The organism is Thermobifida alba (assembly GCF_023208015.1).
In the GTDB taxonomy this organism is placed as follows: Bacteria; Actinomycetota; Actinomycetes; order Streptosporangiales; family Streptosporangiaceae; genus Thermobifida; species Thermobifida alba.
In genome coordinates this window covers 1,197,780-1,214,415 of sequence record NZ_CP051627.1, presented here as the reverse complement: position 1 = coordinate 1,214,415, position 16,636 = coordinate 1,197,780, and the positions used below count along the sequence as shown (strand labels likewise).

General features: G+C 69.5%; 9 protein-coding genes. 4 read left to right on the top strand and 5 right to left on the bottom strand.

Annotated elements, in window-relative coordinates; translation table 11 throughout:
- Positions 1 to 104 precede the first annotated feature (104 nt).
- Genes FOF52_RS05510 through FOF52_RS05500 form a run of 3 tightly spaced genes read right to left on the bottom strand, consistent with a single transcriptional unit; the run spans position 105 to position 9,053 of the window.
- Positions 105 to 5,081, bottom strand: coding sequence for a hypothetical protein (locus FOF52_RS05510; protein WP_248592749.1), 4,977 nt, complete (start codon positions 5,079 to 5,081; stop codon positions 105 to 107).
- Between the two features lie 53 nt (positions 5,082 to 5,134).
- Entirely contained in the window at positions 5,135 to 8,233 is a 3,099-nt protein-coding gene (locus tag FOF52_RS05505) for a caspase family protein (RefSeq protein ID WP_248592748.1), read from the bottom strand.
- Complete coding sequence (locus tag FOF52_RS05500) at positions 8,214 to 9,053, bottom strand: hypothetical protein (RefSeq protein WP_248592747.1); 840 nt, start codon at positions 9,051 to 9,053, stop codon at positions 8,214 to 8,216. Before FOF52_RS05500 ends, FOF52_RS05505 begins: the two co-directional genes overlap by 20 nt.
- Before the next feature lie 382 nt (positions 9,054 to 9,435).
- Here FOF52_RS05500 and FOF52_RS05495 point away from each other — a divergent pair, with 382 nt between their 5' ends.
- The 3 genes from FOF52_RS05495 (at position 9,436) to FOF52_RS05485 (ending at position 12,873) form a co-directional block, all read left to right on the top strand.
- The gene (locus FOF52_RS05495) at positions 9,436 to 10,200 is read left to right on the top strand and encodes an alpha/beta fold hydrolase (RefSeq protein WP_248592746.1); all 765 of its coding nucleotides are present in this window, start codon (positions 9,436 to 9,438) and stop codon (positions 10,198 to 10,200) included.
- 461 nt (positions 10,201 to 10,661) lie between these two features.
- Entirely contained in the window at positions 10,662 to 12,056 is a 1,395-nt protein-coding gene (locus tag FOF52_RS05490) for a uracil-xanthine permease family protein (protein ID WP_248592745.1), read from the top strand.
- A gap of 511 nt (positions 12,057 to 12,567) precedes the next feature.
- Positions 12,568 to 12,873, top strand: a complete 306-nt coding sequence (locus FOF52_RS05485) for a protease inhibitor I42 family protein (protein ID WP_248592744.1) — start codon at positions 12,568 to 12,570, stop codon at positions 12,871 to 12,873.
- A 273-nt stretch (positions 12,874 to 13,146) separates the two neighbouring features.
- On the opposite strand, the gene FOF52_RS05480 is transcribed toward FOF52_RS05485, so the two are convergent.
- On the bottom strand, positions 13,147 to 14,715 hold the full coding sequence (locus FOF52_RS05480; RefSeq protein ID WP_248592743.1) for a serine/threonine-protein kinase: 1,569 nt from the start codon (positions 14,713 to 14,715) through the stop codon (positions 13,147 to 13,149).
- Between the two features lie 231 nt (positions 14,716 to 14,946).
- Between FOF52_RS05480 and FOF52_RS05475 the strand changes: the two genes are divergently transcribed.
- A complete protein-coding gene (locus FOF52_RS05475; protein WP_248592742.1) occupies positions 14,947 to 15,195 on the top strand; it encodes an acetyl-CoA carboxylase in 249 nt (82 codons plus the stop codon).
- A 231-nt stretch (positions 15,196 to 15,426) separates the two neighbouring features.
- Here the strand turns inward: FOF52_RS05475 and FOF52_RS05470 are convergent, their stop codons facing one another.
- Positions 15,427 to 16,602 (bottom strand): alpha-hydroxy acid oxidase, encoded by a 1,176-nt coding sequence (locus tag FOF52_RS05470; RefSeq protein ID WP_248592741.1) that lies wholly within the window; start codon positions 16,600 to 16,602, stop codon positions 15,427 to 15,429.
- Positions 16,603 to 16,636: the final 34 nt, after the last annotated feature.

Genomic DNA, 16,636 nt, shown 5'->3' with positions numbered 1-16,636 from the left:
GGCACTCCCCACCGAAACCACAGCCCACCCGGCCCAGGCCCACCACAGCACCCCGACCAGGCCGGCCCCAAACCGCCACGCCCTCACCCCCGAAAGGACAGCGGTCACCCGGCCCCGAACGGTCCCCCCGGACCGAACAGCCCCCCCGACGTCCCCGGCGGATCGGGAACCCGAGCCACAAGACTCCGCAGTTCCCCGACCCACGGATCGATCCGGTAGACACGGGACCTCACCCTCTGCTGGAGCGCGGGTTTGAGGGCCTTCAACACAGCCGTGAGCTCCGGGTACTTCAGAGCCTCCCGGAAGGCCACGGTCAACAGCCCCGTATCGGCATCGACCATCGGCCTCCAGAAGACGTCGTCCCTGACCAGTTCCTCCACCCTCCCCGACCGCGCCCCCGCAACCAGGGCGATGGCGAGCCGGTCGCCCTGCCGCCAGGAACGCACCGAACGCAGCAGGACCGGAAAAGTCCACCCCACAACGTCGCGTGCCCACTCGGAAGCGGAATACCACGTCGCAGCCCAGCACAGCTCAGCCGCCGAGGCGAGGGTGCCCCGCAGCACCGGGTCCCCCGTCGGCAGCAGCGACTCCAACCCCAGCTCCCGCAGCGTCTGCGCAGCCCACCCCAGGGCGAACCAATGGCTGTCCTGGTCGATGACCAGGTGACGCAGCCGACCGGTATCCAGCAGTCTCGCCGTCGCCGCCCCGAACGCCTCCGCCGTCGCAGCCCGGTACCGGTACAGCTGCCGGAGCAGCTGGCAGGCCCCCGCCAAACCCATCCGACCGGCCAGGTCATCGTCGTCGAACGCCTCGACACACCCGACGACCTCCGCGGCCAAGGCGTACTGCCGGGTCAGAAAGAGCATGTTGAGCAGTCCCGGAACCGCCCGCAGGTCCTCCGTGGCCCCGAGCCGGATCCTGCTGAGGACCTTGCCGTGGTCGATGTTTCCGGCCAAACGCTGTCCCCACTGGTCGTCCCAGACGAAGGACAGCTTCAGCAACTCCGTCACGGCGCGGGGACTGGCCAGAAGATGGACCACCTTGAGCCACTTCTCCTCCACCAGCTCCTTCATCCACGGAAGGTCACCCCGCCCCGGCAGGACCCCCATCCTCGCCAGATGACGTCCGATCCTGCCCTGGCTGCTGGGATCCTGTTCGTACTTCAACTCGTTGGTGAACGTCTCCCACCTCTGCCCGTGCTGCCGCAGCGTGGCCAACAGCTCCAGGCCCCACCTCGGCTCGATCGCGTTGACCGCACGCAGCAACTCCGTGACCTGACTGGGGTCGCCAGCCGAACGCAGCACGAAATCCTGGAGGACACTGAACCGCTCCTGTCCGGCAACGGTCCCCAGTTCCTCCACCGTGATGTTCGCCGTGGCCGGATCGAACTTGCGCAGGTTGTCCAACGTCTGGGTGAGCTCCTCGACACTCTGCGCCCGGCGCAGCTGCTCCCCCCACGACCAGGCGGGGGCCACCTCACCGAACCGCCTGAGCAGGACGATGGCGGCGTCCTCAAAACCGCTCATCATCAGAGTCCTGGCAGCCACCCTCAGCTTCTGGGCCACCTCACCGGGACTGGCCGCCGTGAAATCGGACAGCATCGCGTCCATGTCGAACATGCCGCGGTAACGCTGAGGAATGTCCGGATGAACGGCCTGCCCGAGCCGGTGCAGATGCACGAAACTCTCCGTCCTCACCGGCCGCTGCGACATGCGCAACGCGAGGATCTCCGGATCGATCCGCTCCGACAGCCTGCCCAGCAGCTCCTCGCCGAAATAGTCGTCCTCAGCGAGCAGCAACGCCAACCGCGCCGCCCAGTGGCGACTGCCCCCGCGTTTCAGCGAACGGACGATCAGCTCCAGGGCGCTGCTTTCCACATCCTTGCGGTAACTGGCCCTCGCCTCCCAAAGCCCCCGCAGAAAGTAGTAGAGAATGGAAGGCCGTCGCTCGTGCCGGACCAACTGCAGCGCGAAATCCCTGCCCAGGCCCTCCGCCACCCTCTCCGCGAAACCCTCCCTGGTGGAGCAGTACAGCTCGTCCGCCCGATGCGTACTGATCAGGAGCATCCCCGCGCCCTTGATGTCCCGAAACACCCTGATCCGCTTCACCAGGGCCGACGCCAGCTCGGAATTGGCGACGAGGACGCCGTTGACCTCCCGGTACAGCAGGTACCTGACCGTCGCGCTGTGAATCCTGCTCACCGTGGAGATGAGATTGGCGGCTTCCGCCGGAGTGGCGTCACGCAGCACCCCACGCAACTGATCGGCCACCCGAAGTGTATTCAGCAGCCTGGTGCAAAACCCCCGATGGTTCTCGGCCAGGTCGTTCAGGGCCGCAGCAATCTCAGAAGGAGCACTCCTCCGCAGCGCGTTGGCCAGATGCGTCCGGTAGGAGCTGATCAACTCGTCCCAGTCGGCGCTCCTCCTGAAATGCACCTGGATCGAGAGCCAGGCCATCAGCGCCCCAGCCCCCGTGCCGGGCGGCGGAGAGTACTCCAACAGGTCCTGCACCTGCGGCTCGGTCTCCAGGGGACGCCTGAAGTGGAGCCCCTCGGTCTGCCTCAGACAACGCGCCACCAGCTTGTCGAGCCGGCGCACACCGATGAGGTCCCGGGCACTGGCGGGATTGACCTCCTGGAGGAACCTCTCCTGGTTCTCCACCACCAACTCGGCAGCGGAACCGCGATAGAGACGAAAAACGTTACGGGCCAGAAAATACCGTTCCTCCATGGTCGTCGCCCCGTTCAAGGCCCGGACGAGCCCCGTCTCGGGATTCGACAGCCACTCCATGAAAGCGTCGAGATCCGACTCCTGGATGTGGTGGTGGTGCCGGATGATCAGGCGAAGGACCTGCGAGAGCCGCCGCGCACTGAGCCCCGCCCCCTCCACGACACGTCTGATGAGCTTGGGCAGCAGCTCCGCCACCCACCCGGGCCTCATCACCCGGTCACAGACCACCAGCGCCGAGGCGACCGTGGACACGTCCCCCGCCTGCGTCCACTCGGCGACCCCCGCACCGACCTCGTCGTCCCCGAGAATCTCCGAGAGCAGATAGGGGTCGTACGAACGGCACACCCTCAGCAGGCTGAGGATCCGCTCGGATCTCTGCTCCCGCAGCAGCCGCACCAGGTGGGCGACCACCACCCTCCGCCTCTCCGAGCCGCCCTTCCCCTTCGAGGCCAACGCACCGAGAACAGAATCCGCGTACCTCTGACTGGGAATCTGCACACCGCCGTCGACCCGCCGCACCCCGAAATCCGTCAACGAGCCCAGCACATCCTGCGGCACGTACTCCACGGGAACCGGCTCTCCCAGTTCGGAAAGAGCGGCCACCAACCGCAGCGGTTCCCTGCATTCCCGGGGAATCCCGGCCGCCCGCTCCCGGACATGCCGCTCCACCAAGTCCTTGACCCGGTCGAGCGGATCCCTGCGGGGATCGAAGGTCAGCTCCCGCATCAGCCGACCCAACAGCCACAGATCGTTGTTGCACGTCTTGACCAGAGCCGGCAGACACTGCGCCGCACCGCCGTACACCTCGGGACACTCTTCGACCATCCGTTCGGCGAGAGCGGCCACCTCCTCGGCCCCCACCACGGCGACCACCGGGGAGACGGTACCGGACTCCCACTCCGTCACCGCCTCCGCGGAATACCGGGCCAAGGCGAGCACACCGACCCCGACCTCCGACACCACCGACGAGACCGCATCCCCGATCTCCACCGCCTCCAACGGCTGGAGATCCTCGATGACCACCAGGACACGGTCCCGGGACGACAGACCGGCAAGGGCCATGGCCGCACGGACCAGAGCCGGCAGAAAACCCTCCGCTGACAGGCTCTTGTGGGAAGGCGCCATCACCAGGACCTTCCACCGCAACTTCTCCAGACGCCGCGCCAACCGGTACGCGATCACGGTCTTGCCGCTGTTGGGAGGACCACCGAGGACCGTGCCGAGCCGCGGATGGTCGACGTACTGGTTCTGCAGCACACCCACCTGCGGAGGCTCGACCACGGGAAGCCCGTCGCTCCTCCCCCAGGCCGAAGGGAACTCGGCACAGGACCGCGCACCAGGAGAGACGTAGCAGATCTTCCAACCGTGCTCGCGGAGCAGTTCACCATGCCACCGGTCCTGGGCCTCCTGCCACCCCTCCCCCCACAGCAGGTGCGCCGCCGCTGCCAGCCCCGTACCGGCCCCCTGCACGCCCCCCTCACCGTCGAGGGACCACTCCCCGTCCCGTCCCACGGCAAGGACACGAAGCCCGCAAGCCCGCGCCGCCTCGACGGCCACCCGCTCGTGACGGGACGGCCTCCACCGCCCGTCAGCGGTGACGTCCGCGACCACGAACACCCCCAACTCGGCCGGACTGGGCAGTCCCGCCTCCCGCGCAAGATAGGTCAAAGCGACGGCCCCCGCGGCGGTCCCCTCACTGAACGTGGAAGGGGACTGGACGGCCATGCCGTCGAAGAAAGCCCGCACCCCGGCCGCCTGAGGTCGGCCCAGCCCCGCCAACAGCCGACGAGCACACTCCACGGCCCGGTCCGCTTCCACGACAAAATTCCTGGTCAACGGCGACCACGACGCAGAACCGACCCGGCCCGCCGGGGGCGTGGCAGCCGCCGCAGAAGCAGACACAGGATGGAAGTCCACGGCAACCGCGGCCACGGCGGACCAGTCGGCGACCGGTTTCAGGAGCACGTGGACACCGTCCCTGCGCGGCGCCCCCAACGCCACGGCAGCACCACCCCTCCCAGCGGACCGCCCCGACACAGCAGCCTCTTCGGCCCACTCGGCGAGCTCGTAGACGACCTCCAGCAAACCGGCAGCACGAACAGCCGCCAACTCGGCACGCAACCCGGCAGCACCCCCCAGGTCCTCGGCAAGAAGCGCACCAAGTCCGAGGGGAGGCTCCACGTCGTAACGCAACGGCCGCAACGGCAGTGGATACGCCGTCGACAGCAGTTCTCCACGCCCCGCCAGATAGCGGACCAGCTCAACAAACCGGTCCGGACCGGCCTTCGCACTCCCCCCGGTCAATACGGCCAAAGCGTGCAGCGCGAGCGTCGCCTCGTAGGCCGCGTCCATCGCAACAATGTTCTCGGTCTCCGCACTCCCCACCACAGCCGACGTTCCTCCCCTCAACCAGACCCGTTGCTCCCGTCGACGCCTTCAGGACCGCCCGCGCCACCCCGTCCTCCCGCCCAGGACGGAGCGAGCCGGATCCGCGCCGTCCCCAACCCCGTGCACACCACCAACTCGTCGGCCCCCACCACATCGGCAGCCTTCGTCGGCACCCCGACATTGACCACGGGCACAACCCGCTCCACGTCCCCGGACAGCGGACAGCGGACGACCGTCCCGTCCATCCCCGTGGTGAGCAGAAACGCCTCCTGACCCATGGAGACCACACGCATCGACGTCACCGGATGCCCCCGGTGGTCGACCAGCTTCCTACCGTCGTCCCCCGTCAGACCGAACGACCAGACCGTCCCGTCGTCACTGGAAGTGAGAATCCTTCCCGCGTGGACCAGAACCTTCGTCAAGGACTTCCGCTGCGGTGTGGTGAAAACACGAACCAACTCCCCCGCAGCACTCCACACCGCAACCCGGTCCGCACTGCAACCGACGACGACACGCCTGCCCCCCACCACCGCGGAAGCGACCGAAGCCACAACCACGTCACCCGTGTCGCCCCGGGCCTCCAGCCCGCTGCTCAGCGTGTAGCGGCACCACTCCCCCGCAGTGGACACCAGCAGGTCGTCATCACCCAACGCACACGCGACAACCCGCCCGTCGAAGACGTCCACCTCGTAAGACCGACGACCGGCCACGTCATACAACCGCGCCTCCCCGTCCCAGGTCCCCACCAACGCCACGGGCACTCCCCGCATCCGGCCCACGGCCACGGCGGAGACCACCTCGCTCCCGGCGGTCAAAGAACGCAGCGGCCCCTCCCCACCCTCGACGGCCCGCACCTCCCCCGCCTGCGTCGTCACCACCAGGAACCGCCGCCCCCCGCCACCGGCGACAACAGCGACCTCCTCAGCGGGACAGCGGTCGATCCAGTGCGGCTGCCAACTCCGGGAACGCTGCTTGGCCCGCTGCGCCAGCTCCTCCTGGCCGTAGGCGCCCGCGAGGAACGCCAACCGCGACATGTCCTGGCCATCCCCACAGCTCAACTCATGGACGACGTCGCACACGTCCCGCACCGCACGCGCCCGAGGAGTCCCCGAAAGGCTGAGCGCCCGACGCAACCGCTTGGGATCAACCGCAAGGAGAAACTCCGGATCGGTCAGAAAACGGTCCAGAATCCTGGCCCGCACCGCATGCTCGGCGAAGTTGAGCCGGACGTACTCGTCCGCACGGGACCATTCCACCTCCCCGCCGCCCTCCCGAAGGAGGGTGGCGAGCAGGCTCTCACTGAACGCCGCATGCGCGGCCTGCAGGTCGTGGTCGTGCGTGAGATAAGCGGCGAACTCACCGGAACGCAGCCGCCAACCAGCACTGCCGCGCCCCTGGGGAAAATCGGTGACGAACTCGTGAGCCTCCCGCAGGAGGGTGTCCAGAGCCTCCCGATCAACCCGACGTCCGGACAGCCTCCGCACCAGGTCGATCCAGATCGGATAGTTCGGCACCCCGGAACCGAACGCCAGAGCAAGCGGCCGCAACAGGTCGGCCGCCCAGCCGGGATCCTTCGGGTTCAGCCGGACGAGCTGGTCCTCGAAGACACGTGACACGGGAGTCCGCACGTTCGTCTCACTCTCCTCCGCCTCCCGCACAGCCAAATCGAGAGCGAAGAGATACGCATGCAGAAAAGAGTTTCCCGCACGGTCACGTACTTCTCTCCCCAACCTCCGAACTTTGTCCCGGGAAGCCCCGCGGTGCAGCGACCCCGCCCGTTCGGTGAGGATCGTCTGGGCCAAGAGCTCGATGTCAGCGGGATCGAAGTAGTCGGGCGAGTCGAGGAGAACACTCCGAACGGCCAGACCATCGATCGGCCTGGCCGCGGTGAGCACCAACCGGACGGAATCGATGGCCGCCAGAGGAGCGAGCACCAACTCCGCCAACTCCCGCTCCTCCTCCGGATCCTCGTCCACGGAGTCGATCAGGATCCGCTTGACTCCCGGAGCCTCCTTCACCCTCGCGAAGAACTCCTCGGGATCGCCGGTGAAGGGAAGGCCGAGCTCCTGCCCGATGCTCCTCAACAACTCGTGCGCCTCATCAGCGCACTTGGCATCCACGAAGACGTCGACACAACCGGGAGGCACCATCCGGAGCATGGCCTCCTCCGCGGTGGGCAGAGGCTCTCCCCTGGCCGCCGCGGTCACCCAGGCCAGCAGAGCCGTCTTCCCCTTGCCCCCGGACCCCACCAGCAGGAGCGGAAGACCATCCGGGTCCTCACCCACCAGATGGTCCACGATCTCCGCGACCACACGCCGACGGCCGCAGAACTTCCACCCGGTCCCCTCGGCCGCCTCCGGAAGGCTGGTCGGATCCCACCTGCGGTAGCGCGGATTGGGGAAACTACGCGAGGTGTACCTGGCAGGAAGACCCGCAGGAGGGACGAACTGGACCTCCTGGCCCCGCTCACCCATGCGGTACTGGATGTAGCCCGCCAGAGCCTGGGGGCTCACATACCGCTGCGAAGGCGGAACCTCCGGACTCCGGATGGCACCGGCGAACGCATCCGCGAAAGTGATCTGCGCGGCCTCCTGACTCGGGGAGGCGGACGCGATGACGTAGACCCGAGAAGAAGCCTCCAGCCGCTGCCTCTCGATCTTGGTGCCGAACTCGTCGACGACACTGCCCGCCTCCCCCGCCTGACACGCGTCGATCACGAGCACGACCTCCTGGGGACCGGGACCGGAGTCGAACACGAGACCGGCGAGCTCATAGGCGGACAGCACCGTCGCCCTGTCCCCGGGATGCCCCCCGGCCAGCGGCAACAGGTAGTCAGCCTCCGAGACGAACCCGTGCCCCGAGTAGTACACGACCACGGAATACGGAGGCTCCGCCCCATCCGGTCCCCCACGCATGGCCTGCTGCACCGCCCGCTTCAACTCGGGCACACTCGGATCGAGCGAGACCTCCGCGCAGACCTCCATCCCCGCCTCCATGAGCGCGCTGCGCACCAGGGCCAACTCTTCGGGCACGTGCTCCAGTTCCTCGATCCCGTCCCCGTAGACCCGGGTCCCAGCGACGACACAAACCCGCCGGTCACCCCCGGACCAGGCCATCCGCGATCCCCTCGACAGCCTCGGCCGTGGTCAGGTACCGGACCACCGAATGCGCGGCAAACCTGCCGTTCGACACCAGCGTGTCCTCGACACCGCCTCCGTAGATCGGAGACAGCTTCTTGACCAACGAAACCGGATCCTCCACCGCGGCAACGTTGACCCACCGCCGCACCCCCGGCCATGCGTCGACATCCCCCGGCGCAACGGGGGGCCGCAACCGCGAGTAAATGGCACGCAGCCCCAGAGGAGAACCCAACGTGACCAACGTGTCGATCCGCCATTCCGGATGCGCCCGCAACGCCTCGTAGGCGACCACGCTTCCCAGCGAATGCCCCACCACGACACGGGTTTCCTCGGTGACCACCCGGTCCCACCGCGCGAGAACAGCGTCGCGAAGCTGTTCCTCCGTCAAGTAGCGGTGCACCTGTTTGATGAACCAGATGACGGCCTTGGCGGGCACGTCTCCCAGAAACCGACTGCTCTCCAACCGACGCAGAGCACCCTGCACGAGCCCTTTGGTCCCCCGCTCCTCCGCCACCCCTCCGGCGAAGGCCTCCAGCAGTTCCAACTCCAACGGACTGCCGAGGTCACGCGGCCCGTAGTTCGGCAGGAAGGAGAACTCGTCAGCGGCCACAACCTGCTTGGCGGACCGGGAACGGAAGCAGTTGCCGTAGTACACGGCCGCCACCTCGTCATACCCGAGAGGCTGCAGCCCGACGTCGACCATTCCCCGGCAGAGAGCCTCATACCAACTCTCGCGAATGTCCTCCCGGTGCCGGTAGGTGTGCCCGATCCCGTGACAGAACACCACCCGCGCCATTACGGCCCCCTCACCAACCCCATCGGCCCGAATAGGCCCACCGAAGCGCCCCCCACAACGCTTCGGACACGGCACACAGCACAGCCCCGCAGACCGATCACGCAGTTCTCCTACACGAACTTATTTTTTATGGAAAGAGACATCAAACTCAAGTCGTTCAGCAATCAACACCCCACTCCGAACATGAGGAAATCTCCATTTCCTACAGATTCCAGGAACACAATCCCCCGCTCCCACAACACCCGACACATCCCGAACGCGATAACACGAGAACACCACCGCAACAGCCCCGAACACCCGCACCCCGGCCGGGACCGCCCCGACACCGCAGGCAACAGAAAACCTCTTGGCCTCCCGCCACCCCGTCCCTACGCTGCCGACCATGAACCTCGGCATCGACGCCCCCGACCGGCTCGCCACGACCGCACTTCCCGACGGCAGACGACTGGGCTGGGCCCAGTGGGGCCGCGACGACGCCCGCCCGGTACTGTTCTTCTCCGGCTCCGCCATGGGCCGCAGCCTGGGATTCGGCACCCACCTGCTCACCGAACGGAACCTGCGCCTGATCGCCGTGGAACGCCCCGGAGTGGGAGCCTCCGACCCGCTCCCGGGACGGACCCTCACCGACTGGACGCACGACGTACGGAACCTGGCCGCCGCCCTGCACCTGTCCGGATTCACGATCGTGGGCTTCTCCCACGGCGCGCTGTTCGCCCTGGCCTGCGCGGCGGCCGGAATCGGCGAGGCGGTGGCCGTCGTCTCCGGCACCGACGACCTCGCCCACCCCGACCTCGCCGCACTCCTGGACGCGGCCGCCACCGACCGGGCCGTCTACACCAGTCCCGGCTTCGCCTCCGCCTACCGCGCCTGCCTGGCCGAAGGGCTCGCCCGCGGAGCAGCGGGCTATGCCCGCGACCTCGTCCTGGCCTTCACCCCCTGGCCCTTCGACCCCGCCCACACCACCGTCCCGGTGGACCTGTGGTACGGCGCCCACGACAACACCACCGTGCACTCTCCCGACCTCGGAGCCACCCTCGCCATCCGGATCCCTGAGGCGCGCCGTCACCTCGTCGCCGACGCGGGTGGTTCCCTGCTGTGGACACATGCCGGCCGGATTCTCGATTCACTGCTCTCTGCTTCGTGTTGAGCAGGGTTCTCGGGGGGTCTGTTTGTCCTCTCTTTGGAATTTTCAGAAGCACTGCCTTTACACCGTAGATTCACAAGGATTCCGGTCGAGCGAAGACCGCTTTTCTCTCTCCACCCCACCGTCACCCGCCGAATCCGTCCGATCATCCAGAGTGCGGTGACGGTGTCGCAACCTGATCGCGATCCCGTTGTCACGGCACCGTGCCGGACTGTGGGGGGTGGGCTTTTCCGATGCGGGGCTCACCCGCGCTGCCGCAACGGAGCGGCACCGCGCACGGGATGCTCCCGCCCACCGGGTACCGCTCTCACCGGTCCCCTGTTCTGCACTGCGGTGGCCGCGAAGCCACTTTTCCGGCTTCGCGGCCACCGCAGTGCAGAACGAGCGCACGGTGCCGCCCCACTCCCCGGAGGGACACACCGGGAGCTCCCGGCCGCGTCACAGGTGTCTCGCATGGAGGCGGTATGACATTCGGCTCGCGACAAGAGTCCCCCGGCAACGGCGACGCCCCTCCCCCGGCCAAGGTCTTCGGCCCCGGGGAACGGCTGCCCCTGAGGCTCACCGTCGGCCTCGGCGTCCAACACGTCATCGCCATGTTCGGGGCCACCTTCGTCTTCCCCCTCCTCATGGGCCTGGACCCCAACCTGGCCATCATGATGTCGGGGATCTGCACGATCCTGTTCCTGCTGATCGTCAACGGAAAGGTGCCCAGCTACCTCGGCAGCAGCGCCTCCTTCGTGGCGGCGGCCGCCATGATCGCGGCCGACGGCGGCGGTCCCGCCGCCGTCACCGGAGCGGTCCTGGTCACCGGAGCGGTCCTCGCCCTCTCCGGACTGGTCATCCACCTGCTCGGTCCCGACGTGATCGTCCGCGCGTTCCCGCCCGCGGTGACCGGCGGAGTCGTCATGCTCATCGGGTTCAACCTGGCTCCTGTGGTCTCCGAGTCCTACTGGCCGCACGACCAGTGGACCGCACTGCTGACCATGGCCTTCGTGATCCTGGCGACGGTGCTGCTGCGCGGCTTCCTCGGCCGCATCACCGTCCTGCTCGGCCTGGTGTTCGGCTTCGCCCTGTCGTGGATCCTCGACCTGGCCTTCGGCATGACCCCCACCCCGCAACCCGGCGGCGGTGTCGAGGACGCGTTCCGGGTGGACCTGTCCGGTGTGGCCGAAGCCCCCTGGTTCGGCCTGCCGAACTTCCACACCCCCGAGTTCCACCTCTCGGCGATCCTGGTGGCCCTGCCCGCCGTCATCGCCCTCATCGCCGAGAACGCCGGCCACGTCAAGGCCGTGCAGGAGATGACCCGCAACGACCTCGACCCCTACATGGGCCGGGCGATCTTCGCCGACGGCGTGGCCACGGTGCTGGCCTCCTCCGTCGGCGGAGCGCCCACCACCACCTACGCCGAGAACATCGGCGTCATGGCCGTCACCCGCGTCTACTCCACCGCCCCCTACTACGTGGCCGCGGGCGTGGCGATCCTGATCGGCCTGTGCCCCAAGTTCGGTGCGCTGGTCTACGCCATCCCCGAGGGGGTGATCGGCGGCATCACCGTCATCCTGTACGGCATGATCGGCCTGCTCGGCGCGAAGATCTGGGTGGAGAACCGGGTCGACTTCGCCAACCCGCTGGTGCTGGTGCCGATCGCCGCCGGACTGATCGCCGGCATCGGCAACGTCTCCCTCTCCTTCACCGACAGCTTCCAGGTCAGCGGGATCGCCCTGGGCACCTTCGTCATCCTCGTCGGGTTCCACGTGCTCAACGCACTCGCCCCGCAGGCGATGAAGGTGGCGCCGACCGCCCGGAAGGCCCCCGCGGCCGACAGCGGCGAGGCGGAGCAGGACGCCACGCGGAGCTGACCGCGTTTCGGGTGCGGGCCGCGAGGTCCGGCCCGCACCCCCGACGTCACCCGGAGCGGTCTTTCCTCCGGTGCCGTCGGATTCCGGCTGGGCCGGGGAGGAACCGGTCCAGCCGCGTCTCGTCCGACCGGATCACCTCCAGTCGCCGCGGCGGGGCGCGACCGCACCGCGTCTGCTCGTGTCCATCCGTTTCTCCGGAAAAACCAGGTTCTTCCCGTGGGGTCGCCCTTTCTGCGGCCCCACGGCCCAACCTAGGGAACAGGCAGGTTTTCCGGAGCCACTTTCCCCTTTCTTGACCATTCACAAATCCCGCGTTCCTCCACTAAACGGAAACACCGCCACACAACACGGCACCGCAGATCGTGCAGCGCCGCTGGTCCTGCCCCACGTGCCCGCTCGGCGGCCCCGCCGGTGCCGATGCCGGGAACACCGCCGTTTCCTTGCCGAAACCGGACCGGCCGGGAAGGCCACGTGGACGTTCTCGTGGGAAAGGGGTCCGTAGAGTGCGGTCATGGCCGAGGTTCATGTCACGAACGGCGGACGGGTGACCTCCCACGTGGGAGACACCGTGGTCGTCCGGCTACCGGAGAACGCCGCCACCGGGTACGTCTGGTCGGTGGCGAGTCTGGGCAGCGGACTGCTGCTGGAGGAGGACCGGGGATCGCCCGTGGGGGGCCTCACCCGCGGCGCTCCCGGGGAGCACGTGATCCGGGTCCACGCCGAACAGCCCGGGACATGGCACATCGACCTGCAGTTGGCGCGCGGCTGGGAGGCGGCGCCCGCCGAGGAGCGGCGCATCACCGTCGACGTCACCTGAACCGCTCCCCGACCGCTCGGAAGAACGAGACACGGGGCAGGCGGCCGGCGACCACGCAAACCGTGCCGTGAGGCCGTTCCCGCTCCTCCCGCCCCGGCCCCGGTCGCGGCACGACCGGGTCGGAACACGGCGCGGCCGTCGACGCCAAAGCGGCCCTGCCGCCGGGACACCCCCGAAGACGCCCGGCAGCGCGCAGCGCCACGTGCCGCCCCGCACGGGTACGGCGCCCGAGACGGCACCGCCTGCCACCGGTGTGCTCGCCCAGGCCCGCCGTCACACCCGGAGCCGCTGGAGGCTCTCGCGGACCCTCACCGTGTCCGGGTGCTCGGGGCCGTGGCGCCGTTCCAGGTCCTCCAGCAGCTCCGACAGGGTGCGGCGGGCGCCCTCGGTGTCGCCCGCGCCCAACTCCAGCAGCCCGACCTGGCGCCGCAGCTCCAGGGTGCGCTGGTCGTCGGGGCCGTGGAGGGCCCACTGGTCGGCGAGCAGCCGCCGCAGCAGCCGCAGCGCCTCCGCGGTCTGCCCCATGAGCGCCTGACAGGTCGCCTCCCGCCGACGGCAGTGCAGCACCCGGTCGTCGGAGTGGCCGTGGACGAGGGCCAGGTCCTGGTGGAGTGCCCGGAACACGGGGGCCGCCCGCCGGTAGTCGCTGTCCGCGAACAGGGCCTCGGCCAGTTCGGTGCGGAGTGCGAGCACGTCCGGGTGCCGGGAGCCCAGCACTTCCTCGGCCTGCCCGAGCACGCTCTCCAGCAGGTCCGCCGCCTGGCGGTGGCGCGCCTGCCGCACCAGCGCGGCAGCCTCCTCACGGGCCTGAGCGGTCCTGTCGCGCAGGTGCGAGGTCCGGTTCTGCTCCCCCGTGCCGCCGCTGCCCCGCACGGCCGTCCCGTCGGTCCGCGCGGCGGCGCCCGTCTCCACCGCGTCGGCCATGCGGCCCACCACCGCCGCGTACATCCGCACCGGGTCGGGTTCCGGAACGACCGTGCCCGGCAGGAAGTCGGCGCCCCGCGCGAACGGCAGCAGGGCGCGGCAGACCTCGGCGGCCTCGGCGGGACGGTCCTCGGCCCGCTTCTGCAGCAGCCGCAGGACCAGCCGGTCCACCTCCTCGGGCACGTCCGGCCGCACCTCGCGCACCGCCGGGGCGGGCTCGTTGACCTGCCGGTCGAAGACCTCGTACTCGGTGCGCCCGTCGAACAGCCGCTGCCCGGTGAGCAGTTCGTGCATGACCAGTCCGAGCGTGTACAGGTCGCTCTGCGGCCCCACCGACGCGCCGCGGACCTGCTCCGGGGACATGTAGGAGGGGGTGCCCAGAAGCGTTCCGGTGCGGGTGAGCCGGGACAGCTCCGGGTCGTGGAACATGGCCAACCCGAAGTCCAGGACCTTGACCGTGCCGTCCCGGCAGAGCATGAGGTTGGACGGTTTGAGGTCGCGGTGCAGGATGCCGCGTCCGTGCGCGGCGGCCAGGACCGCGGCGACCTGCGCGGCGGCGGAGGCCACCCAGGCGAGGGGGATGTCCTCGTGCTCGTCGACGATGTAGTCCAGCGCGATGCCCTCGACGAACTGCATCACCATGAACGGGCGGGAGCCGACACGCGGATCGTCGAAGACGCCGACGTCGTGGATGGCGGGCGTCCCCGGGTGCTCCAGGCGGGCCATGACGCGCGACTCGTGCAGGAAGCGTTTGACCAGCGTCTCGTCGTGCTGACCGAACGGGAACCGGATGATCTTGACGGCGACCCTGCGGTCCAATCTGCGGTCGTAGGCGCGGTAGACCTCCCCCATGCCGCCCTCGCCGATCGGCACCGGTTCCAGTTCGTACCGGTCGTCGATGACCGTCCGCTCCGCCACCACGCAACCTTCCCCTGGGGCCACACCTGGGGCAAAGGTACACCGTGCCGGCGCACCGGGAGGTTCCGTGACACCGGCGGCCCCGACAGCGGAAGCGGACTCCGCCGCGGACGCCGGTGCGCGGTGCGGCCCGGCGAGCGGTTGGGCGGGGCTTTACGGCCCGTGGTGTCGCGGACGGGACGGCCGGGGTAGCGGGTCGGCGTCCGACCACCGACCCTTCGAGGAGCAGGCATGGCCAGCACACGTGTGATCGCGTCCCCCGTCTCCGGGCACTTCTACCGGCGTCCCCGTCCCGACCAGCCGCCCTTCGTCGAGGAGGGGCAGCGCGTCGAGGCCGGGCAGACCATCGGGGTGATCGAGACGGCCAAGCAGTTCACCGAGGTCAAGTCGGTCTCTTCGGGCACGCTCGCCGAGTTCGCGGTGCCGGACGAGCGGATGCTGTCGCAAGGGGAGACCATCGCGCGCATCGTGGAGGAGTAGGCGTCCCCGAAAGGGGACGGCGCCGTGCCGGGCAGGGCGCCGTCCCCTCGGTGGGTCCCGGAGGTCTCCGCCGGGGACGTGACCGGTGCCGCCGGCGTCCGGACGGAGCGGCGCTGCGGGAGGAGCCGCCGAGGGGCCCCGCCTGCCGGCTGGGTGGCCTGCCCGGCGGCGGGCCGCGGGGCGGGACGGCGGGACCGGTTCGCCGCCGGGAGGCCGCCGTTGCGGCAGCGGTCAGCGCGGCGCGGGCGTCAGGTGGTGGGGGGCCAGGTCCGCGGAGGCGGCGACCCCCATCATGGTCAGGTTTCGGACCAGTTCCTCCCGGAGGATGCGCAGCACCTCGGCCACGCCGTCGGCGCCCCCGCCCGCGAGTCCGTAGACCGCCGGGCGGCCGACGAGGCAGGCGCGGGCGCCCAGGGCCAGGGCGACGGCGACGTCCGCCCCCGACCGGATGCCGCCGTCCACCAGGACCTCGGCGCGGTGCCCCACCCGCTGCGCCACGGCGGGCAGCGCACGGACGGTGGGCTGGACGGCGTCGAGTTGCCGCCCTCCGTGGTTGGAGACGACCACCCCGTCCGCTCCCAGGTCCACCACGCGCTCGGCGTCGTCGGGGTGGAGGACGCCCTTCACGAACAGCGGTCCGTCCCAGCGGGAGCGGATCCACTCCAGATCGTTCCAGCCGATGTCGGCGGTGAGGTTCTCCGACTGGACCGTCACCGACTCCACGGCTGTGCCGCGGGTGCCGTCGGGCACCAGGTTGCGCAGGGTGGTGCGGCGGTGCCGCAGATAGGCGTAGGCCCACCGGGGGCGCAGGGCCGCCTGCAGGACGCGGCGGGGGGTGAGCGTGGGCGGCAGCCCCATCCCGGTGCGCCGTTCCCGCAGCCGGTTGCCGTAGACGGGCACGTCCACGGTCACGAACAGCGCGGTGAAGCCGCTGTCGCGGGCGCGGTCCATCAGGGAGGCCGTCAGGGCCCGGTCGCCCCACGGGTACAGCTGGAACCAGTGCCGCTCGTCGGTGCCGCGGGCCACCTCCTCGATGCTGTAGGTGGAGGCGCTGCTGAGCACCATCCGGGTGCCGCTGCGCTCGGCTGCCCGTGCCAGGCCGAGGTCGCCGTGCCAGTGGGCGGCCCCGGCCAGTCCGACGGGGGCCACCGCGACGGGCAGGTCGAGACGGGTTCCGGCGACCGTGGTGGTGAGGTCCACGTCCGTGGTCCGGGTGAGGACCCGTTGGTTGAGGTACCAGTCGCGGTAGGCGCTCCGGTTCTCCCCCAGGGTCCGCTCGGTGTCGGCGCCGTTCTCGATGTAGGCCCAGACCATCGGGGGGACGCGGCGGCCGGCGCGCCGGCGCCACCCCTCGACGTCCAAGGGCGGGGTGCGGCCGGTGAGCCGGAAGCGGAAACCGCCGGTCACGGCGTCCCTCCGCACCGGTCCGTCGGCCGCGCGG